Consider the following 20,453-nt stretch of genomic DNA (forward strand, 5'->3'; position numbering starts at 1 on the left):
CTGGAGGGCCGCGCCACCGTCGAGAGAGGAACCGTCATGCCGTCCGTACCAGGCCACCGCATCACCGTCGAACAGGGCACCGACCACGTCCGGGTTGTCCATGACGGCCAGGTCGTCGCCGACAGCCGCCGCCCGCTGCTGCTGCACGAGACCGGCTATCCGGTGCGGTACTACCTGCCGCCCGCGGACGTACGGACGGATCTGCTGGTCCCGTCCGGCACCCGCACCCACTGCCCGTTCAAGGGAGATGCCTCCTACTGGTCACTCTCCGGTGGCCCGGAGGACATCGCGTGGGCCTACCCTGCGCCGAAGTCCGCGGTCGCGCAGATCAAGGACCATCTGTGCTTCTACGCGGCGGAGTTGGTGTAGCGGCACGGCCCGATGGCGAGTAGGAAAGTTTCCTAACTATTCTCCGCCGGACTTATTGACGCGTACATGCGCTGTCGTCAAGATTCCTCCGAACGGCACCCCTGCCGACCGAGGAGACGGACATGACGCCCACCCCCCGCGCCGCGAAGTCCCGCACCACCCGCCCGTCCAGACCCTTCCTCACCAACCCCCGCACCGGCATACCCACCGCCGCGGGCGCGGTCCTCGCGCTCGTCGGCGGTGCGCTGCTGTGGTCGCCGGCCGGGCAGGCGGACGCCGCGCCGGAGCGGACCGCGGCGCGGGCCGGCGGCTTCACGGCCGTCGCCGCCGGTGACATCGCCGAACGGTGCACCGCGAGCAGCAGCAGCTGCGAGCACCCGAAGACCGCGGCCCAGGTCAAGAAGATCAACCCGGCCTTCGTGCTCACCATGGGCGACAACCAGTACGACGACGCCCGGCTGAAGGACTTCCAGAAGTACTACGACACCTCCTGGGGCGCCTTCAAGGCCAAGACCCACCCGGTGGCCGGCAACCACGAGACGTACGACCCGGCCGGCAAACTGGCCGGGTACAAGTCCTACTTCGGCTCCGTCGCCTACCCCCAGGGCAAGAGCTACTACAGCTTCGACCAGGGCAACTGGCACTTCATCGCACTGGACTCCAACAGCCTGGACTCCACCCAGACCAAGTGGCTCAAGGCCGACCTCGCCGCCAGCTCCAAGAAGTGCGTGGCCGCCTACTGGCACCACCCGCTGTTCTCCTCCGGCGAGCACGGCAACGACCCGGTCAGCAGGCCGGTGTGGAAGCTGCTGTACGACGCCGGGGCCGAGCTGGTCCTCAACGGGCACGACCACCACTACGAGCGCTTCGCGCCGCAGAACCCGGACGGCAAGGCCGACCCGAAGGGCCTGGTCGAGCTGCTCGCCGGAATGGGCGGCGCCAACCCGTACAAGATCGAGGAGGTCCAGCCGAACAGCGAGAAGCGGCTGACGAAGACCTTCGGCGTGGTCAAGCTGAACTTCACCGACGACGGGTTCTCCTGGGACCTGGTCGGCACGGACGGGTCCACGAAGGACAGCAGCCCGTCCTACCGGTGCCACTGACCGGCCCGGGACCCGCCCCTCATGTATCTCGCCTCCACCGGCGCGGCCGCCGCCACCACACAGCTGACGCGCGGCCGCGTCGCCGGACCGGTCCTCGCGCTCGGCACGGTCAGCCTGGTCACCGACATCTCCTCGGAGATGGTCACCGCGGTGCTGCCGCTCTACTTCGTCCTCCAACTCGGCTTCTCCCCGCTCCAGTTCGGGTTTCTGGACGGGCTCTACAACGGTGTCACCGCGCTCGTACGGCTGGTGGGCGGGCACGCCGCCGACCGCGGCGGGCGGCACAAGCTGGTGGCCGGCACCGGGTACGCGCTGTCCGCGCTGTCCCGGCTGGGCCTGCTGCTCGCGGGCGGCGGCGCGGCCGGGATCAGCGCGGCCCTCGCCGCCGACCGCATCGGCAAGGGCGTACGGACCGCCCCGCGCGACGCGCTGATCTCGCTCAGCAGCCCGCCCGACGCACTGGGCCGGGCGTTCGGCGTGCACCGCGCGATGGACACCACGGGCGCGCTGCTCGGTCCGCTGGCCGCGTTCGCCCTGCTGTGGGCGACCGCGGACGCCTACGACGCGGTGTTCGTCGTCAGCTTCTGCGTCGGGCTGCTCGGCGTGCTGCTGCTCGTCGCGTTCGTACCGGGACGGGCCGACCCGGTCGGCCCGGTGGCCGTGCCCGCCGGGCCGCGGGTCCCGCTGCGCAGCAGGATCGCCGAGCCGCTGCGCGACCCCGCCTTCCGGCGCATCATGCTGGCCGCCGCCCTGCTGGGCGCGGCCACCATCGGCGACTCGTTCGTCTACCTGCTGCTCCAGCGGCAACTGGACTTCGCGGTGCGCTGGTTCCCGCTGCTGCCGCTGGGTACCGCCGCGGTCTACCTGCTCCTCGCGGTGCCCGCCGGGCGGCTCGGCGACCGCATCGGGCGCCGGGTCCCCTTCCTCCTCGGCCACGCGGCGCTGCTCGCCGCCTACCTGCTGCTGCTCACCGTCAGCGACGGCACCGTCCTGCTGGCCGGAGTGCTGGTGCTGGCCGGAGTGTTCTACGCGGCCACCGACGGCGTGCTGATGGCCCTGGCGGGCCCGGTCCTTCCGGCGGCACGGCAGGCGAGCGGCATGGCCCTGCTGCAAACGGGCCAGGCACTGAGCCGGCTGCTCGCCGCGGCAGGGTTCGGCGCTGCCTGGACTCTGTGGGGCAGCCGGGCGGCACTGGCCGCCGCCTTCATCGTCCTCGCGGCCGCCCTCGCGGGCGCCGCCGCGCTGCTCCCCCGTACGGAAAGGCGGTCGTAGTGGTCGTGACAGAAACGGCACGTTCACCGGAGGCGGGGGACGTCGGGAGCGCGGCCCGCAAGGGCCCGGCCGGGGTGTCGATGCGCGCGCGTATCGTCGCCATCGCGGTGGCCACCGCCGTCCTCACCACGGTCGCCGTGGTCTACACGGTGACGGCGGCCCGGCGCGCCGATTCCGCCGACACGCCCTCGGCGTTCGGCCTGGACCGCGGACAGCTGTACTTCCGCAGTACGCAGGACGGGGCCGGAACCGGCCGGGTCGCGCGCCTGGCCGCCCCTCCTGCCGTGCCCGGCGCCGCGGCGCTGAGCGCGAAGGCCGCCGGCCCGGCGGCGGACCACCGCACCACCGGCGGTCCCGCCTGCGAGCGCTTCCACGCGGCCGGCGGCACCGCCCTGTGCCTCCAGCGCCGCCCCGGCATCCCTCCGGCGTCGTACGCCGTCGTCCTGGACGAACGGCTGCGCGAGAAGCGCCGCATCGCCCTGACCGGCATCCCCAACCGGGCGCGGGTCTCCGCCTCGGGCCGGATGCTGTCCTGGACGATGTTCGCCACCGGCGACTCCTACGCCACCACGTCCTTCTCCACCCGTACCTCGATCCTCGACACCCGCACCGGCTACCTGATCAAGAACATGGAGGAGATCCCGCTCACCCTCGACGGCCGCCGCTACCACTCCCCGGACGTCAACTACTGGGGCGTCACCTTCGCCCGCGACGACAACCGCTTCTACGCCACCGTCTCGACGAAGGGCCGCACCCACCTCGTAGAGGGCGACATGCGCCGCTGGGCCGCCCGCACCCTGCGCGAGAACGTGGAGTGCCCGTCCCTCTCCCCCGACAACACCCGCCTCGCCTTCAAGAAGCGGGTACGGGAAGGGGCCCGCGACCCCTGGCGGCTGTACGTCCTCGACCTGCGCACGATGCGCGAGCACCCGCTCGCGGAGCAGCGCAGCGTGGACGACCAGGCGGCCTGGCTGGACGACCGCACGCTCGGCTACGCGCTGCCGGGCAGCGGCGGGCAGAGCGGTGGCAGGAAGGGCAGCGACATCTGGACCGTCCCCGCGGACGGCACCGGCGCCCCGGTGCTGCGCGTGGCCGGGGCCTCGTCGCCCGCATTGGTGCGCTGACCGGGGCCGGTCCGCTACTCCGCCGTCCGGGCGCCCCCGACCGCGCACAGGCGCGGCGCGTTCCCGGCCGCCGCCACCGGCCCGTCGAGCCGGTCCGCCAAGTCCCGTGCCCAGGCCGTGAGCCCGGTGACGTCGATGTCGTACGGGACGGTGTCCTCGTACGGGGCGATGGCACCGGCGCCCCGGAGCAGCAGCGCCGCGCCGCCCTTGGCGTTGCCCCGGGCGGCGTGGGTCAGGCCGACGGCGAGCTGGGCGAGACCGCGCCACAGCTGCCGCTCCGGCTCGGGGGACATCTTCCAGGCGTCCTCCAGCACCTCGTGGGCGTGGAAGGGCATCCCGCGGTCCAGGAGGTCCTGGGCCTCGGTGAGGGATTCACGGGGGCTGCGTTCGACGCCCTCGGGCTGGCGCTCGACGCCCGGGGCGCCGTACGGCAGCGGGCGGCCGAGGCCGTCCCGCGGCCGGGCGTTGCGGGCCCGGCCCTCGGGGTCGCGGTCCCGGGCGGCGGGCGGGTCCTCGCTCGGGCCGTCACCGGAGCGTCCGCCCGGAGCGTCGTCCGGGTCTCCGCCCGAACCGTCGTCCGGGTCCTCGCTCGGGTTCATGTTCGGGTCGCCGGCAGCCATGGTCCGTCCTTCCGGTTCCGGCAGGTCCGCGGCGGGGGCGGTAGCGGGCCCGGCTCCGGGCACGGTTGCGGCCCTGGCCCTGGCCCTGGCCCTGGTCTCGGTCCCGGTCCCGGTCCCGGTCCCGGTCCCGGTCCCGGCTCCGGCTCCGGCTCCGGCTCCGGCTCCGGCTCCGGCTCCGCAGTGTTCGCAGCCGGGTTCCGCCGGGCGGTCCGTGATCCGGCCGCACTCCTGGCACACCTGGTCCAGCCAGCAGGCGGGGTCGCCGCCCTCGTCGCGTCGCGTCACGTTCACGGTTCGATTGTGCAGCGCGTGACGGGGCGGTGTGCGGCCGGGGCGTCGGCCGTACGGTCACGGCCCGACGACCGGCCGCGTCAATGGCCGGATTCCGACGGTGCCGTGAACCCGCACGCGACCGGGGGTCGCCCCCTGCTCAGGAGCCGTCCCCTGACGTGCGCCGACCGCGTACGTACATACGCCAGCCGAAGACCGCGCCCACCGCGAGCGCCACGGCGAAACCCCCGGCGACCGCCCACAGCGCGGTCTCCGACCACCGTCCGGGCTCCCGGGAGACCTCCGCGGCGACCGGCCGCCCGGTGGCGGAGCGGTGCCCGGCACCGCTCCGCGCACCGTCGGCGGACGGGGCGGCCCGGCCGCCCGGCGCGGCGGCGGCCTGCAGGGAGCCCACCGGGCGGGCCTTGCCCGCGGCGCGGAAACCCCAGTCCAGCAGCGAAGCCGCCTCCTGGTAGACGGCGTTGGACGCGCCGGACTGCGGATTCAGCACGGTCACCAGCAGCGTCCGGCCGCCCCGTTCGGCCGCGGCGATCAGCGTGTTGCCCGCGTTGCTGGTGTAGCCGTTCTTGACCCCGACGATCCCGGGATAGCGCCGCATCCCGCTCGCCCCGGACAGCATCCGGTTGGTGTTCTGGATCTCGAACGAGGGACTGCCCCTGCTGGGGAACCGGGCCGTCGTGGTGGCGCAGTACCGGGCGAAGTCCGCGTTGGCGAGCCCCGCGCGGCCGAACACGCTCAGGTCGTACGCCGAGGACACCTGCCCCGGGCTGTCGTACCCGTCCGGCGACTTCACCGAGGTGTCCCGGGCGCCCAGCTGCCGCGCCCTGGCCTGCATCTCCCGGGCCGTGGCCGACCAGCCGCCGTTCATCGCGGCGAGCACCCGTACGGCGTCGTTGCCGGAGCGCAGGAAGACACCGCGCCACAGGTCGGCGACCCGGTAGCTGCGGCCCTCCTGGATGCCCACGAGGCTGCTGCCCGGACCGATGCCCGTCAGGTCCTGCGGGGTGACCTTGTGGACGGCCCCCGCACGGAACTTCGGCAGCACGGTGACCGCGAACAGGGTCTTGAGGGTGCTGGCGGGCGCGAGCCGCTGGTGCGCGTTCCTGGCCGCCAGCACGTCGCCCGTACGGACGTCCGTCACCGTCCAGGCGCGGGCGGAGACCCCCGTCGGCAGCGCGGGGGCGCCGGCCCCCGCCACTTCGCGTCCCGTACGGTCCGCCAGCCGGTCCGCCGCCGGGCCCCCGGCCGCCTCCGCCCCGGGGTCCGCGGCCCGCCGGCTCACCGCCACGTGCTCGGCGTGAGCCGCCGCCGGTATGGAGGTGAGCGTCAGCCCGGTGGCGGCGATGACGGCCAGCACACCGGCATTCCGGGACAAAAGCATGTCAAGTGCCATGCCTTCACGCTAGGAAGCCCGCACTTCGCCCGCAGACGGGCCTACGCCAGACGGCCGAAGCGCCGGAACACGCACGGGATACGGGCAGGACGCGGGCGGAATGCGGGTGAACCAGGCACATCGAGTGCATCGAGCGCATCAGAGGCCAAAGGCTCACGGGCGGCTACGGGCGGGCCGGAGGTCCCGGCCGGGCCCGCGGCACGGCACTTCGCGCCGCACCCGCCCCGTACGCACGAGGACCCGCCCGGTGCGACGGGGGATGCACACCGGGCGGGCCTCACGACCTTTCTACCGCATGAAGGAACGGTTATGCCTCAAAAACTTGTTCGTCCCGCGATTACCAGGCGACGGGGAGCGAGATCAAGCCACGTGCGCGCAGCGTCCGGCGGTGGCGCAGCGCGGCCCGCGGAACATCGAGCCGCAACCCGGGAAAACGGCTGATGAGAGCGGTGAGCGCGGTCTCCGTCTCCATCCGTCCCAGGGCCGCGCCGAGGCAGTAGTGAATGCCGTGCCCGAACATGAGGTGGCCCCCGGCGTCTCGGCCCGGATCCAGCGTGCCGGCCCCGGGGAAGCGGTCCGGGTCCCGGTTGGCGGAGGCAAGGGAGAGCAGCACAGTCCCGCCCGCCGGCACCCGGACGCCGCCGATCTCGATGTCCTCCAGGGGGAACCGGCGGATGGCCAGCGGGACCGGCCCGTCGTAGCGCGCGAACTCTTCCACGGCCCCGGAGAGTTCGGCTGGATCCGCGCGCAACGCCGTGAGGCGTTCGGGGTGGTCCAGCAGGGCGAGTACGGAATTGCCGATGAGGTGCACGGTGTTCTCGTAGCCGGCGAAGAGGAGGAGGAACGCCAGCGAGGTGAGCTCGTCCTCGGTGAGCCGGTCCCCGGCGCCCTCCGGCCCCGCGCCTGCGTCCGTGCCGCCGCCGTCCGCACCGCCGTCCCTGGCCATGATCAGGTCGGACAGCAGGTCGTCCCCCGGCGCGATCCGCTTGGCCGCGATCAGACCGGTGTAGTAGCGCATCATCGCCACGACGGCCTCCTTCGCCTGCTCCGGCCGGGCCGGATCGGGCGTGATCAGCGCATCCGTCCAGCTCCGGAAGTCCGGGCGGTCCCGCTCGGGTACGCCCAGGAGGTCGCAGATGACGACGATGGGCAGCGGACCGGCGTAACTCTCCATCAGATCGGTACGCCCGGCGTCCTGCACCGCGTCCAGCAGGCCGTCCGCGAGCCGCCGTACGGGCTCCCGCAGCTTCTCGACCCGGGCGGGGGTGAACGCCTTCGCCACCAGGCGGCGCACCCGCGTGTGGTCCGGCGGGTCCATGTTGAGCAGGTTGGCGTCCAGGGCGGGCGGCAGCGAGAAACCGCGGTAGCCGCCGTGCGCATGGCGTTTGTCCAGCGAGAGCCGGGGGTCGGACAGGCCCCGGCGCACGTCCTCGTACCGTGTCACCAGCCACGCGGGATGCCCGTCGGGTCCGGCGATGCGGTGTACGGGCCCGGCGTCGCGCAGCGCGGCGTAGCCGGTGTACGGGTCGTCCAGAAGGTGCGTCACGTCGATGGGGTCGTCGTCGGGGCCGGTCTCGGCGGTGGTCTGCATGGTGCACGACTCTAGGGGCGCCGAAACGGTGTCCGGAACGGTCGGCGGCGGCCCCGCCGGTGCGCCCCGGCCGGGTGCCCGTGCCGCCCCGGTCCGGTACCGGATGCCGCCCCGCTCCGGTGCCGGTCCAGTGCGGCTTCAGTGTCGCTGCGCGGCGCTGCGCTGCCGCAGTTCGGTGAGCACCGTGTCGGTCAGCGGCGAGTGGTAGACGTCCGCGACCCGCGCCAAGTGCTCGTACTCCGCCGCGGGTTCGGCGAACCGTCCGGGGCGGGGACCGGCGGCCCGGCCGTCCGGCAGCTGCTCCCGGCGGCCCGCGGCCGCCCACTGCGGCGCGCGCTCCCCCGGCCGCTCCTCGGCCATCACCACCACGCTGTCGGCACCGAGCACGGGGACGAGCCCGATGGCCCGGTTCTCCAGCCCGCGGCGCAGCGCGGCGGCCTCCGCGACGGCCGCCAGCTGCCGTTCGTCGCTCACGACCGCGCGGCCGCGCTCCCGCGCGATGTCGATGGTGTCCGACTCCACGTACCGCCGGATGCCGCGCTGGACGTCCCGGATCTCCGCCATCTGCCGGTCGGCGCGCCACTGGAGACCGGTGAGCGGCCAGCGGTCCCCCCAGACCGTGTGCCGCACGGTCACCTCCGGAGCCTGCGCGGCGACGTCCTTCCACAGCGGGTGCAGGCGGCGCAGGCGGCGCCAGGCGCACGCCCGGGTGCCCGCGGCCGGCAGTGCGAGCCCGGCCAGGACCAGCACCGCGCCGACCGACGCGCTCAGCGGTGCCACCGCGTCGGAGAGCCACAGCGCCCGGTGCCCGGCCCAGAACAGCGCGACGCCGGCCAGCTTGCAGGCGCAGTACACCAGGCCGAGCCAGCAGCCCGCGGCCAGCACCCGCAGGCCGCGGGCGAGCCAGGACGGGCCGAGCTGCCCGGCGTAGCGCGGGCAGAGGGTGCCCAGCCCCGCGAGGCTCGTGCCGAAAATGGCCAGATACAGCACCAGGAACGCCATCACCCCCGGCGAGCCGGCGTAGGCCGTGGTGAAGTCACGGGGGTGTTCGACGTCGTCGGGCCGTCCGAAGACGAAGCAGGCGACCGCGGCGGCCCAGGCCGTGGCCACGGCGGCCACGGCCGTACGGGACCGCTGCCGGGCCCGCGCGCGCCCTTCCGCGCCCGCGCCGCTGCTCCAGCGCAGCAGCAGGACGAACGCACCGGCCGCGAACACCACGACCGAGGAGTAGACGAGGACCATCGCGAGGTTCGGCACGCCCGTCAGCCGGTCGAACCACCGGTAGACGCTGGGTGCGGAGAAGACGAACACCGTGGCGACACTCGCGCTCATCACGCAGGTCAGGCCCAGATCCGCGTTGCCGCGGTCGCGGAGCCAGGCACGGGTCTTGAAGGCGACGACCGTCCAGGCCACCGCGCCGAAGCTCAGATACAGCACGTCAAACACTCGATCCCCCGTCCGAGTCAGCTGTCCCGGCGCCGCCCGCGGCGCCGTCCTTACCGCCGGTGGCGCCGCCCGCGCGGCCCGTGCCGCGCTGTCCGGCGCGCCGGTGCCGCAGCGCGGGGGCCAGGGCGGCGGCGAGCTCGGCGGCCTGCCCCGTCGGCGCGGGGCCGCGGTCCACCGCCGAGGGCACCACCCGTTCCATGAGCAGCGCGCCCAGCACCTCGGCCTCCCCGTGTGCGGCTGCGTGCGGCCCGGGTGTGCCGCGCCCGTGCCTGTCGGCCGTGCCGTGGTCGAGCAGCAACCGGCCGAGTTCGTGGAGCACGATGTGCGTCTGGTGCCAGGGAGTGGTCCTGAGTTCGCAGAAGATCCAGTACCCGTCGGCGGTGCGGACCGTCAGGCCGGAGGCCGTGCCGCCCAGCCGCATCGGCACGATCCGTACGGGCCGCCCCAGACGCGCCGCGACGGCGTCGCACACGTCCGCCAGGTCCGTGGTGGCGGGCAGGGCCAGTTCCCTGACCAGCCGCTCACACCGGTGCCGTACACGCCGGGCCCGCGCGCCCGCGCGCAGGCAGCTCCACCGCTTCCTGCGCACGCTCCGCGCCCCGTTCCCGGTCCGCGCGCCCCCCATCAGCATTCGCCCCCCGGCTGTGCTCCCCCGGATCCCGGCCGCCCGCGCCCCGCACGCAGTTGTCACCGCCGAAACCGCAGCCTGAATCCTGTCACGCGTGCGATATTGCGCACCAGTCCACTTACGGACAGTGAAAAGCGGCGAAACAGCGGCCCGCCGCCAAGGATTCCCAGCCGGTCGCCTCCACGAACCGCCGCCGCACGCCGCCCCGTTCGGGCCTGCGCCGCGGGTGGCCGACGCCGCGGGCCACCGGGGGCCGGTCCGCGACCGCGGCCGCGCGCCCCGGCCCGTCGACACCGCGGGAAAACGCCGCGAAGGCCGCCCCCGCATTTCTGCGGAAACGGCCTACGACCTGCGAAAACGCTGGTCGGGACGACAGGATTTGAACCTGCGACCCCTTGACCCCCAGTCAAGTGCGCTACCAAGCTGCGCCACGTCCCGATACCCGTCCGGCCGGTTTCTTTCCCCGGCTGGCCGTGCATGAGAACAATACCGCATGTCAGGGGGTGTCCACCGCCAGGTTCCGGGCAGCGGGTCCTCCCGGCGGCTCCGGCCCGGCCCGCGCCGGCGCGCGGCGTGGATGAGTACGCGTACTCATGCGCCCCCCGCGGGGCGGCGGGACGCTACGCGCATGACCACTCCATCGATACAGCGGCCGACGACCACCGCCTTCTTCGCGCAGTCCGCGATCTCGTTCGGGCTCTCCCTGGTCGCGCTGACGGTCGGTATCGCCAAGCTGCCCGTGGGCGCCTGGGAGCGCGGGTTCCTCGGGCTCGGTCTGCTCTTCGTGGTCTCGTCGGCGTTCACGCTCGCCAAGTGCGTACGGGACCGGCAGGAGGTCGAGGAGGTCACCAACCGGGTCGACAAGGCCAGGATCGACAAGCTCCTGATCGAGCAGGACGTCTTCAAGCCGGGTCAGGTCTGACACCCGGCGCCTCGGCGCAGACCGTTTCGGGGCGGTCGCCCATCAGGTAGCGGGCGCCCGCGCCCTTCGCGGCGGCGGCGTCGCCCGGGTTGTAGAGGCCGCACTTGCGCAGACTCAGGCAGCCGCACCCGATGCAGCTGGACAACTGGCCGCGCAGCTTCTGGAGTTCGGCGATCTGCTGGTCGATCCGGCGGGTCCAGGTACGGGCGGCCCTGTTCCACTGGGCGGCGTTGGGCGCGCGGTCCTCCGGCAGCTTGGCCAGGGCCGCACCGGTCTCCTCCAGGGAGAGGCCGACCACCTGGGCCGCCCGGATGAAGGCGATGCGGCGCAGGGTGGCACGGGTGAAGCGGCGCTGCCCGCCGCCGGTGCGCTCGGAGTGGATCAGGCCCAGTTCCTCGTAGTAGCGCAGCGCGGAGGCGGCCAGTCCGCTGCGCCCTGCGAGCTCCCCGATCGGGAGGCGGTCATGGGGTGAGGTCATCCCCCGAGATTAGCGCTTGACTTCAAGTCCGCTTGAAGTTGCAAGCTCTCATCCATGACGAACACGACCACGCAAGCGGCCACTTCGCGGAACGCCGGCTTCGCCGAACTCCCCGGCCTGATGAGCCTGATGACCGGCGACGAGAAGCACGGCCCGGCCGCCACCTCCACGCTCGACGCCCTGTGGGTGCTCTACGACCGGGTGCTGCGGGTCTCCCCCGCCACCGCCCAGGACCCGTCCCGGGACCGCTTCCTCCTCTCCAAGGGACACGGCCCGATGGCCTTCTACGCGGTGCTCGCCGCCAAGGGCTTCTTCCCCGCCGCGTGGCTGCCGGGCTTCGGCTCGTACGACTCGCCGCTCGGCCACCACCCGGACCGGGTGCTGGTGCCGGGCGCGGAGATCGGCAGCGGTTCGCTGGGGCACGGGCTGCCGCTGGCGGTGGGCACGGCGCTGGGGCTGCACGCCCAGAACCTCACCGACCCGGCGGTGTGGGTCCTGATCGGCGACGCCGAGCTGGACGAGGGCAGCAACCACGAGGCCATCGCCTACGCGGGCGCCGCGGGCCTGTCCCGGCTGCACACCCTGGTCGTCGACAACTCCTCGTCGTCCCACGGCTGGCGCGGCGGCATCGCCTCGCGGTTCGAGGCCGCGGGCTGGTCCGCGGTGACCGTGGACGGGCGCGACCACGAAGCGCTGTACGCGGCGTTCACCGCGCCCCACCCGGACCGGCCGCACGCGGTGGTCGCCCGGGTGGAGCCCAAGGAGTACGTGGGCGAGCCGAAGCCCAAGCCGAAGGCGGCCTGAGCCGCGCCCGGCCCGTACCCGTACCGCACCGCACCGCACCGACTTCGAGAAGGATCATTCTGATGGACACCATGCGCGAACGTTTCGCCTCGGTCACCACCCAGCTCCTGGACGAGGACCCGCGGCTGGCGGTCGTCCTCGCCGACATCGGCGTGGACGGCTTCCGGTCCGCCCGGGAACGCCACCCCCGGCGGGTGGTGAACGTCGGGATCAGAGAGCAGCTGCTCGTCGGGGTGGGCGGCGGCCTCGCCCTGACGGGGCTGCGGCCCGTCGTGCACACCTTCGCCAGCTTCCTGGTGGAGCGCCCCTTCGAGCAGGTGAAGCTGGACTTCGGGCACCAGGACACGGGCGGGGTGCTGGTGAGCGCCGGCGGTTCGTACGACTGGCCGGCCGGCGGCTTCACCCACATGGCGCCGGGCGACATCGCCCTCATGGACAGTCTGGACGGCTGGACCGTGCACGTCCCCGGTCACCCGGACGAGGCGGAGACGCTGCTGCGGCACGCCGCCGCTGCCGGTGACGACAAGGTCTACGTACGGCTGTCCGTCCAGAGCAACGAAGCGCCGCGGCCGGTCGACGGGGCCCGCTTCCTGACGCTGCGCGAAGGCCGCGGCGGCGTCGTGCTGGCGGTCGGGCCGATGCTGGACAACGTCCTGGCCGCGACCGAGGGCCTGGACGTGACCGTGCTGTACGCGACGACCGTCCGGCCCTTCGACGGCGCGGCGCTGCGTACCGCGGTCGCCGCGAGCGCGGCGGCGGACGTGGTGATCGTCGAGCCGTACCACGAGGGCACCTCGAACCGGCACGTGAACGAGGCGCTGGAGCAGGTGCCGCACCGCGTCCTCGGTCTCGGCGTCGGGCGCCGGGAACTGCGCCGCTTCGGGGAGATCGAGGAGCACCTGGCGGGCCAGGGCCTGGACGCGTGGTCGCTGCGCGAGCGGATCACCGGCTTCCTCACGTGGTGACGCCGGGTCCCCGGGCGCCCGGGGACACCCGGTCCCCGGATACCGGGGACTACACGCGCTCGTCCAGCCACGCCAGCAGGTCCCGCTGGACCTCGTCGCGGTTGGTCTCGTTCAGGATCTCGTGGCGGGCCCCGGGGTAGGCCCGCCACGTCAGGTCGCGCAGGCCCAGGTAGCGGAAGTCCTCCAGGAGTTCGGCGACCTGTGTCAGCCGCTGGTTGCACGGGTCCTGGTCGCCGACGGCAAGGTGGACGGGCAGTCCGAGCGGTACGCGGGCGAGGTGGCGCGGGTCGTTGACCTTGCGGACCGCCCGTACCCAGTCCAGGGCCAGCCCGGCGCTGAAGGGGAAGCCGCACTCCTCGTCGGCCACGTAGCGGTCCACCTCGGCGGTGTCACGGGAGAGCCATTCGAAGCCGGTGCGGGGCTCGTACGGGTCGTTGAAGGAGCTGAAGAGGTGCGGCACGAAACCGGAGAGCGCCGCCCGGCCGCTCTCGGCGATCTCCGCCTCCAGGCCGGCGGCGCTGGTCTCGATCTCGGCTCCGGGCAGGCTGCGGAAGGTGCCGCTGAGGATCAGCCCGGCCAGGTCGGCGCCGTACTCCTGGGCGTAGTCGCGGGCCAGCATCGCCCCCATGCTGTGGCCGAGGAGGACCAGCGGCAGTCCGGGGTGGTCCGCGCCCGCCCGGTCGCCGAGGTGCTTGAGGTCGCCGACGATGGCGCGCCAGGCGTCGTCACCGACGACGCCCAGGCCGCCGGTGGAGGCGGCGGTCGCGCCGTGGCCCCGGTGGTCGGAGGCGATCACCGCGTAGCCGTGGCCGGTCAGGAAGCGCGCGAACCGGTCGTAGCGCCGGGCGTGCTCCGCCGCGCCGTGCGCGATCTGGACGAGGGCACGCGGCTGCCCGGACTCCGGCAGCCAGGTGTACGTGGCGATGCGGGCACCGTCCGGGGCCTGGTGGAAGTCCTGCTGCATGGCGCGCTCTCCTGACTGCCGGGACGTACGGGCACGGGCGGCGGCGACGGACGGGGCGGGCCGCCGCCGCGGATCTTCGGCCCCACTCTCCCCCCGGAACCCGCGACGCGCCAAGAGCTACCCGCCGTGGGGTGTTGACCTCGGGCCATCGGCGCGTGACACGATCGGTCGGCTCGTCGCAGGCCACCGACCCACGCAACCCGCCATGGCTGGAGGACCGTTGGACACCACGGACAGATCTGACGACGTTTCCCGGGCCGCGGACCTTCCGCGGCCCTTCTCCCGGCGCACTTTCCTGCAGGGCACGGCCTCCGCCGCGGCGGTCACGGGCCTGGCCGGGCTGCCGGGCCCGCTCGCCGCCGCCGCCCACGCCGCCGCTCCCGCCGCCGACGCCGCCGCCCGGCTGCCGACGCTCTCCTTCACCGCCGCCACGAACGGCGCCGCCACCCTCTCCCCCCGCGGCGACCGCCTGATCGCCGAGGTCCAGAACGTCCTGTGGTCCGTTCCGCGCGACGGCGGCGAGGCCCGCGCGCTGACCCCGCCGGACCTGGAGCCCACCCGGCCCGTCTTCTCCCCCGACGGCAGCCGCCTCGCCGTCTGCGCCTACCGCGGCGGCGGCTTCCACATCTGGACGCTGCGCCCCGACGGCTCGGACCTGCGCCAGCTGACGGACGGCCCGTGGGACGACCGCGGCCCGGCCTGGTCCCCGGACGGCACCCGGCTCGCCTTCGCCTCCGAGCGGGACGGTGACCCGGTGACGGGCAGCCCGTACCGGATCTGGGTCCTGGACGTACGGACACGGAAGCTGACCCGTGTCACCGGGCGGGCCGGACAGCAGGGGCCGCACCAGGACGGCGCCTGGGAGGACTTCGACCCCACCTGGTCGCCGGACGGCGAACGGCTGTGGTTCGTGCGCGGCGCGGTGGCGGGTACCGCCCTGGACAGCCGCACCATCGCGTCCGTACGGGCCGACGGCGGCGGCGAGGTCGTCACCGAGCACACCGCCGCCTCCGGCACCCAGGCCATGGTCCCGGCCGTGGCGCCCGCCGCGAAGGGCGGTGCCGCCCGGCTCACCTACCTGCGGACCACCGAGCGTCCCGGCGCCACCTGCGCCCTCGTGGTGGACGGCGCGGAGGTCGCGGTGGACGGTGACGTGGAGCCCGTACCGCCGCGCTGGATCTCGCGCGAGGAGCTGCTGCTGACCGTCGGCGGGCAGTTCACGGTGCTGCGGCCCGCCTCGCCGGACACCGCGGAAACCATTCCCTTCACCGCCGACCTGCCGGTGCGGCGGCCCCGCTACGAGGTCAAGGACTACGGCTTCGAGCGCACCGGCGTCCGGCCGGTACGCGGCGTGCACCTGCCCGCGCTCTCCCCCGACGGGCGCCAGGTGGCCTTCGCCGCCCTCAACTCGCTGTGGCTGGTGTCCGCTTCGGGCGGCAGGCCCCGGCGGCTCGTCCGGGCGGACGCCACCCGGTACGTCCTCGGGCCGAGCTGGGCCCGCGACGGCCGCTCCCTGCTGTACGCCGACGACCGCGACGGGCTGTTCGCGGTCCGCCGGCACGACCTGGCGACCGGCGAGGAGACGGTGCTGGCGGGCGGAGGCCGGGTGCAGCCCGCCCTGTCCCCGGACGGCGGGCAGCTCGCCGCGATCGACATGTCCGGAAATCTCATCGTACGGAATGTGGCCGACGGCAAGGAGACGGTGACCGCGCCACTGGGCGGCGGCGGGGTCCCGGGCCGCCCCAGCTGGTCCCCCGACGGCCGCTATGTGGCCTTCTGCGACCGCAACCGCCTCAACCGGCGCTTCCGCGAGGGCTACAACCTCATCCGGGTCCTCGACACCCGCACCGGCAAGGACCGGCTGCACGCCCCCGACCCCGGGCACACACTGCGGTCGATCTCCGACCGCTACGACTCCGGACCCGTCTGGTCGCCGGACGGCCGGTGGATGGCGCTGATCGCCGAATCCGCGCTGTGGGTGCTGCCGGTACGCCCGGACGGCACACCCGACGGCGCCCCGCGCCGGCTGACCGACGAGAGCGCCGACCACCCGTCCTGGTCCGGCGATTCCCGCACCCTCCTCTACCTGTCGGCCGGCCGGCTGCGGCTGACCGGCGTGGACGGCGGCCCCGCCCGTACGGTCCGGGTGACCCTGGACCACCGCGGTTCGCGCGCCCGGGACACGGTCGTGCACGCGGGCCGGTTCTGGGACGGCACCGGCGAGGAGGTCCGCGAGGACGTCGACGTGGTGGTGCGGGACGGCCGGATCACCTCCGTCGAGCCGCACGGACGCCGTGGCGGGCGGTACTCCGCCCGCCACGTCGACGCCTCCACGCGCACCGTGATCCCCGGCCTGTGGGACTCGCACACCCACCCCTGGCAGACCACATACGGCGGCCGCCAGACCGCGCTCCAGCTCGCCTACGGCATCACCACCGCCGTCTCCTTCGGCGGCTTCTCCTACGAACAGGCCCGCATCCGGGAAGCCGTCGCCGCCGGGACGCTCGTCGGTCCCCGCCTGCTGTCCTGCGGCGAGCTGCTGGACGGCAGCCGCGTCGCCTACAGCATGGGCCGCGCCCACGCCACGCGGGAGGGCCTGCGCCGGTCGCTGGAGCGGGGCGCGGCGCTGGACTGGGACTTCGTCAAGACGTACGTGAGGGCCCCCGGCTGGATCATGGAGGAAGCCGCACGCTTCGCGCACCAGCGGCTGGGGGTGCGGTCCGGCAGCCACCTGCTGTCCCCCGGCGTGCAGCTCGGCCAGGACCTGACGACCCACCTCCAGGCCACCCAGCGTCTGGAGTTCGGCCACGCCGTGTCCGCCACCGGCCACGCCTACCAGGACGTGGAGGAGATCTACACCGGCACGGACTTCCACCTCATCGCCACCCCCTTCACCGCCTCCGTACTGCTGGGGGAGGACCCCGGCCTCGCCGACGACGACCGGGTCACCACCCTCATGCCGCCGTGGGACGCCGCGCTGGCGCGGGAGAACGCGGGCCACCGGCCCACCCCGAAGCAGCTGGGCGACATCGAGACCGAGGTCGGCGTCTACCGGCGGGTGCTGCGCGGCGGCGGCCTCGTCGCCCTGGGCACGGACCAGCCGCTGACCCCGGTCGGCCTGCACCTGCACCTGGCGCTGCGCGCCCTGCACCGCTACGGGCTCACCGCCGCGCAGGCCCTGCGTACCGCCACCGCCCTGCCCGCCCGCGTCTTCGGCGCGGACCGGGACCTCGGCACGCTGGAGGAGGGCAAGCTGGCCGACCTGGTGATCGTGGACGGCGACCCGTTCACCGACTTCGATGCGCTGGTCCGTACGGCGGCGGTGTTGCGGGGCGGGCGGCTGTACGAGCAGGAGGAGCTGGTGGCGGCCTTCCCCAAGCCGGGCGACCGCGCGGTCGGGGCCGGGGCGGTCGGGGCCGGGGCGGGCGCGGTGGACTGGCTGGAGGTGGGACGGCAGCACCGGCGCGACTCCTGCTGCGGGGCGGCCGACTGAGGGGCCGGCCCCGCGCGAAAAGGGGCGCGTGGCGCGGGAGGCGGCGCGCGGCGAACGCCCGCCGCCTCCCGCGCTCCCTCACTTCTCCTTGGTCTGGCCGCGTTCGAAGTAGTCCACCAGTTCCGGGGCCAGGGGCGGCACCTCGCGCGGGGTGCCGCCGTCGCGGAGCGACGCGGTGGCCCGGTCGCCCGCGGCCACCGCCATCCGGGCGGCGACCGGCGAGGTGTCGGTCGGCCCGCCGTGCCGGACGAACCGCAGGAACTCGTCCATCAGCAGCGGATCGGCGCCGCCGTGCCCGGCTTCGTCGTCCGTCTCGCCGGCCGGCAGCTGGTACACGGCGTCGGCGTCGGCGCGGTACCCGGACTGGCGGGAGTTCCACACCCGTACCGAACCGCCCGGCCCGTCACCGAAGTTCTCCAGGCGGCCCGCGTCGCCGATGACGGTGTAGTTCCGCCAGTAGTCGGGGCTGAAATTGCACTGCTGGTAGGAGGCCAGCACCCCGTTGTCCAGGCGCATGTTGACCAGGGAGACGTCCTCGACGTCGATCCGCGGGTTCAGGCCGCGCTGGCTGCCGGGGGGCCAGTGCGCGTCGTGCTCCAGCCAGTCCTCCGGCCGGGGCTCCTCCGGCGCCCGCCGCATCGCGGGATCGCCGTACACCATCAGGTCGCCCAGCGCCTGGACCTGCCGCGCGTAGCCGTTCGCGAGCCAGTGCAGCGCGTCGAGGTCGTGCGCGCCTTTCTGGAGCAGCAGTCCGTTGGTGTTCCGCCGCTCGGCGTGCCAGTCCTTGAAGTAGTAGTCGCCGCCGTGTCCGACGAAGTGCCGTACCCATACGGTCCTGACCCGGCCGATGTCGCCGCGCGTGATCAGTTCGCGCATCAGGCGGATGACCGGCATGTGGCGCATGTTGTGGCCGACGTACAGGCGGGTGCCGGTCTCGTAGGCGGTGCGCAGTATCGCGTCGCAGTCCTCGACGGAGATGGCGAGGGGCTTCTCCACGAAGACGGGGCGGCCCGCACGCAGTGCCTGGCGCGCGAGGTCGGCGTGGGTGTGGTCGGGGGTGAGGAGGAGCAGCGCGTCGAGGCCGGGGTGGCGTAGGAGCTCCCGATGGTCGGTGAACGTCTCGGCGCCCGGGAGGCGCCGGGTGGCGTACGCCAGCGCGTCCGGATCGGTGTCGGCCACCGCGGCGACCCGGGCGCCGTATCCCGGCCGGTGGGCGGTGAGCGCGAGATCACCGCGCAGCCCGAAGCCGATGACGCCCAGGCTCAGATCGTCGGTCATGAGGTGCCTCCAGAGGCTGACGGACTCCATGGTCGGCGGGGTACGGGACCAAGGAACGACGGGGTGGCGGGGGCCGTGGGCCATCGGCGTCGCGCCTCCCCTCGCCACCCCACGAGAACACCGCCGGACGTGTTCCACGCACCGTAAACCACAGGGGTGGTGAACGCGTTCTGCGCGCTCCCATTGCTCGCATAAATGCACGGTGTTGATGTTTTATGCGCCGTGCAGCAGGTATGCCAACGGGTATTGCACGAGGTAAGCAACCCATCACGGTTCGGATCGGCTTGGGCGGAGACCAGGGCGACCGGGGGCGCACAACCGGAGTGCGCCGCCCGGAAAGCAGGCTGGGAGCCGCACAGCGCGGGAGCGTCCAGCGAAGGAGGCTCGTCTTGCATCGATACTTCACCGACCAGCGCCATGAAGCACTCCGGCGCCGGGTGCGGGATTTCGCCGAGCGCGAGGTCCGGCCCCGGATAGCCGGGATGGAGGCGGCCCGCGCCGTCTGCCACGACCTGCCGCGCCTGATCGCCCGCCAGGGGTGGATCGGCGCGACCGTGCACCGCGCCTACGGCGGAATGGGCGCGGGGCATCTGGCCAAGACCCTCGTCATCGAGGAACTGTCGCGGGTGAGCGGCGCCATGGGCGCCATGGTCCAGGCGTCCCAGCTCGGCGTCGCGAAGATCATCCATTTCGGCAGCGAGGAGCAGAAGAAGACCTGGCTGCCGGCCGTCGCCTCGGGCGCGTGCCTGCCGACCATCGCCGTCACCGAGCCGCAGTCCGGCGGCCATGTGCTCGGCATGACGAGCCGCGCGGTCCGCGACGGCGACGACTACGTCCTCAACGGCCGCAAGACCTACGTCGGCAACAGCCACGTCGGCGACCTGCACGGCGTCGTCGTCCGGACGGGCGAGGGCTCCAAGGGCCTGTCGGCGTTCCTGGTGGAGGCGGACCGGCCGGGTCTGCGGGTCGGCGAGCAGCAGCAGGCGATGGGGCTGCACGGCTTCAGCTTCGGCGAGCTGGTCTTCGAGGACTGCCGGGTCCCGGCGGCGAACCTGCTCGGCCGGGAGGGCGACGGGCTGGCCGTCGCGTACTCCTCCAGCGTGCTGTACGGACGGCCGAACCTGACGGCGGTGTCGCTCGGCATCCACCAGGCCGTGCTGGACGAGACCTCGCGGTTCTGCGCGGAGCGGGAACGCTACGGCAAGCCGCTGGCGGACCTCGGCAACATCAAGATCAAGCTCGGCCGCATCCAGTCCCGGCTGCTCATCGCCAGGCTGTCCGCCTATTACGCCGTCCACCTGCTCGACCAGGGCCTGCCGTGCGACGCGGAGCTGATGAACGCCAAGCTGGTCAACGTCGAGTCCGCCCTGGAGTCGGCGCGCGACGCGATGGACATCCACTCCGCGTGCGGGCTGTTCACGGACCGCCCGATGGAGCGCTACCTGCGCGACGCCCACCACATCGTCGCCCCGGCCGGGACCTCCGACATCCAGCTCTTGCGCCTGGGCGAACTGGCGCTCGGCACGGCCAAGGGCGAGTGGTCCGGGCGGCTGGCGAGCCTGGTCCGCAGGGAGCCGTCGGACGCCGCGGAAGACGACCGGGTCCCGGGGCCCGCAGAGCCCGCCGCCGGCCGGCATACCTCTCTCCAGCGGGAGCGGACGGAGTTGCAGCCGACCGGTTAGGGAGGCGGCGGCGCGGGCCTTCTTCCCGGG

General features: G+C 73.8%; 17 protein-coding genes and 1 tRNA gene. 9 read left to right on the forward strand and 9 right to left on the reverse strand.

Annotated features, from left to right (window positions below; genetic code table 11):
* Positions 1 to 36: 36 nt before the first annotated feature.
* From A6A06_RS23555 to A6A06_RS23570, 4 genes are all read left to right on the forward strand, one after another.
* Positions 37 to 369 carry a DUF427 domain-containing protein gene (locus A6A06_RS23555; RefSeq protein ID WP_073763354.1) on the forward strand — a complete coding sequence of 111 codons (333 nt, stop codon included), beginning with the start codon at positions 37 to 39 and terminating at the stop codon, positions 367 to 369.
* Between the two features lie 122 nt (positions 370 to 491).
* Complete coding sequence (locus tag A6A06_RS23560) at positions 492 to 1,472, forward strand: metallophosphoesterase family protein (RefSeq protein WP_073763355.1); 981 nt, start codon at positions 492 to 494, stop codon at positions 1,470 to 1,472.
* 21 nt (positions 1,473 to 1,493) lie between these two features.
* Positions 1,494 to 2,744, forward strand: coding sequence for an MFS transporter (locus A6A06_RS23565; RefSeq protein ID WP_073763356.1), 1,251 nt, complete (start codon positions 1,494 to 1,496; stop codon positions 2,742 to 2,744).
* Entirely contained in the window at positions 2,744 to 3,868 is a 1,125-nt protein-coding gene (locus A6A06_RS23570) for a hypothetical protein (RefSeq protein ID WP_242440904.1), read from the forward strand. The genes A6A06_RS23565 and A6A06_RS23570 overlap by 1 nt, the downstream gene beginning before the upstream one ends.
* A 14-nt stretch (positions 3,869 to 3,882) precedes the next feature.
* Here the strand turns inward: A6A06_RS23570 and A6A06_RS23575 are convergent, their stop codons facing one another.
* The 6 genes from A6A06_RS23575 to A6A06_RS23600 form a co-directional block, all read right to left on the reverse strand.
* Positions 3,883 to 4,467 carry a DUF309 domain-containing protein gene (locus A6A06_RS23575; RefSeq protein ID WP_079194389.1) on the reverse strand — a complete coding sequence of 195 codons (585 nt, stop codon included), beginning with the start codon at positions 4,465 to 4,467 and terminating at the stop codon, positions 3,883 to 3,885.
* A gap of 451 nt (positions 4,468 to 4,918) precedes the next feature.
* Positions 4,919 to 6,172: a D-alanyl-D-alanine carboxypeptidase family protein gene (locus A6A06_RS23580; RefSeq protein WP_242440905.1), complete on the reverse strand. Its 1,254-nt coding sequence runs from the start codon at positions 6,170 to 6,172 to the stop codon at positions 4,919 to 4,921.
* A 337-nt stretch (positions 6,173 to 6,509) separates the two neighbouring features.
* Positions 6,510 to 7,763, reverse strand: coding sequence for a cytochrome P450 family protein (locus tag A6A06_RS23585; RefSeq protein ID WP_073763358.1), 1,254 nt, complete (start codon positions 7,761 to 7,763; stop codon positions 6,510 to 6,512).
* Positions 7,764 to 7,901: 138 nt separating this feature from the next.
* Positions 7,902 to 9,209, reverse strand: coding sequence for an MAB_1171c family putative transporter (locus A6A06_RS23590; RefSeq protein WP_073763359.1), 1,308 nt, complete (start codon positions 9,207 to 9,209; stop codon positions 7,902 to 7,904).
* Positions 9,202 to 9,798, reverse strand: coding sequence for a hypothetical protein (locus A6A06_RS23595; protein WP_242440906.1), 597 nt, complete (start codon positions 9,796 to 9,798; stop codon positions 9,202 to 9,204). The genes A6A06_RS23590 and A6A06_RS23595 overlap by 8 nt, the downstream gene beginning before the upstream one ends.
* Before the next feature lie 400 nt (positions 9,799 to 10,198).
* A tRNA-Pro gene (locus A6A06_RS23600) sits at positions 10,199 to 10,275 on the reverse strand.
* Between the two features lie 190 nt (positions 10,276 to 10,465).
* On the opposite strand from A6A06_RS23600, the gene A6A06_RS23605 reads away from it, so the two are divergent.
* Complete coding sequence (locus tag A6A06_RS23605) at positions 10,466 to 10,759, forward strand: YiaA/YiaB family inner membrane protein (protein WP_073763361.1); 294 nt, start codon at positions 10,466 to 10,468, stop codon at positions 10,757 to 10,759.
* Here A6A06_RS23605 and soxR read toward each other — a convergent pair.
* Positions 10,740 to 11,237, reverse strand: a complete 498-nt coding sequence (gene soxR / locus A6A06_RS23610) for a redox-sensitive transcriptional activator SoxR (protein WP_073763362.1) — start codon at positions 11,235 to 11,237, stop codon at positions 10,740 to 10,742. The genes A6A06_RS23605 and soxR overlap by 20 nt on opposite strands.
* A 54-nt stretch (positions 11,238 to 11,291) precedes the next feature.
* On the opposite strand from soxR, the gene A6A06_RS23615 reads away from it, so the two are divergent.
* Both A6A06_RS23615 and A6A06_RS23620 read left to right on the forward strand, forming a co-directional pair.
* Positions 11,292 to 12,041, forward strand: coding sequence for a transketolase (locus tag A6A06_RS23615; protein ID WP_073763363.1), 750 nt, complete (start codon positions 11,292 to 11,294; stop codon positions 12,039 to 12,041).
* Between the two features lie 62 nt (positions 12,042 to 12,103).
* Entirely contained in the window at positions 12,104 to 13,006 is a 903-nt protein-coding gene (locus A6A06_RS23620; RefSeq protein WP_073763364.1) for a transketolase family protein, read from the forward strand.
* Between the two features lie 49 nt (positions 13,007 to 13,055).
* Here A6A06_RS23620 and A6A06_RS23625 read toward each other — a convergent pair whose 3' ends face one another.
* The gene (locus A6A06_RS23625) at positions 13,056 to 13,970 is read right to left on the reverse strand and encodes an alpha/beta fold hydrolase (protein WP_073763365.1); all 915 of its coding nucleotides are present in this window, start codon (positions 13,968 to 13,970) and stop codon (positions 13,056 to 13,058) included.
* A 220-nt stretch (positions 13,971 to 14,190) separates the two neighbouring features.
* Here A6A06_RS23625 and A6A06_RS23630 point away from each other — a divergent pair, with 220 nt between their 5' ends.
* Positions 14,191 to 17,463, forward strand: coding sequence for an amidohydrolase family protein (locus tag A6A06_RS23630; protein WP_073763366.1), 3,273 nt, complete (start codon positions 14,191 to 14,193; stop codon positions 17,461 to 17,463).
* A gap of 78 nt (positions 17,464 to 17,541) precedes the next feature.
* Here A6A06_RS23630 and A6A06_RS23635 read toward each other — a convergent pair whose 3' ends face one another.
* The gene (locus tag A6A06_RS23635) at positions 17,542 to 18,741 is read right to left on the reverse strand and encodes a Gfo/Idh/MocA family protein (protein ID WP_073763367.1); all 1,200 of its coding nucleotides are present in this window, start codon (positions 18,739 to 18,741) and stop codon (positions 17,542 to 17,544) included.
* Between the two features lie 389 nt (positions 18,742 to 19,130).
* Between A6A06_RS23635 and A6A06_RS23640 the strand changes: the two genes are divergently transcribed.
* On the forward strand, positions 19,131 to 20,423 hold the full coding sequence (locus tag A6A06_RS23640) for an acyl-CoA dehydrogenase family protein (RefSeq protein ID WP_073763368.1): 1,293 nt from the start codon (positions 19,131 to 19,133) through the stop codon (positions 20,421 to 20,423).
* Positions 20,424 to 20,453: the final 30 nt, after the last annotated feature.

This window comes from Streptomyces sp. CB02923 (genome assembly GCF_001905005.1).
Lineage (GTDB): Bacteria > Actinomycetota > Actinomycetes > Streptomycetales > Streptomycetaceae > Streptomyces.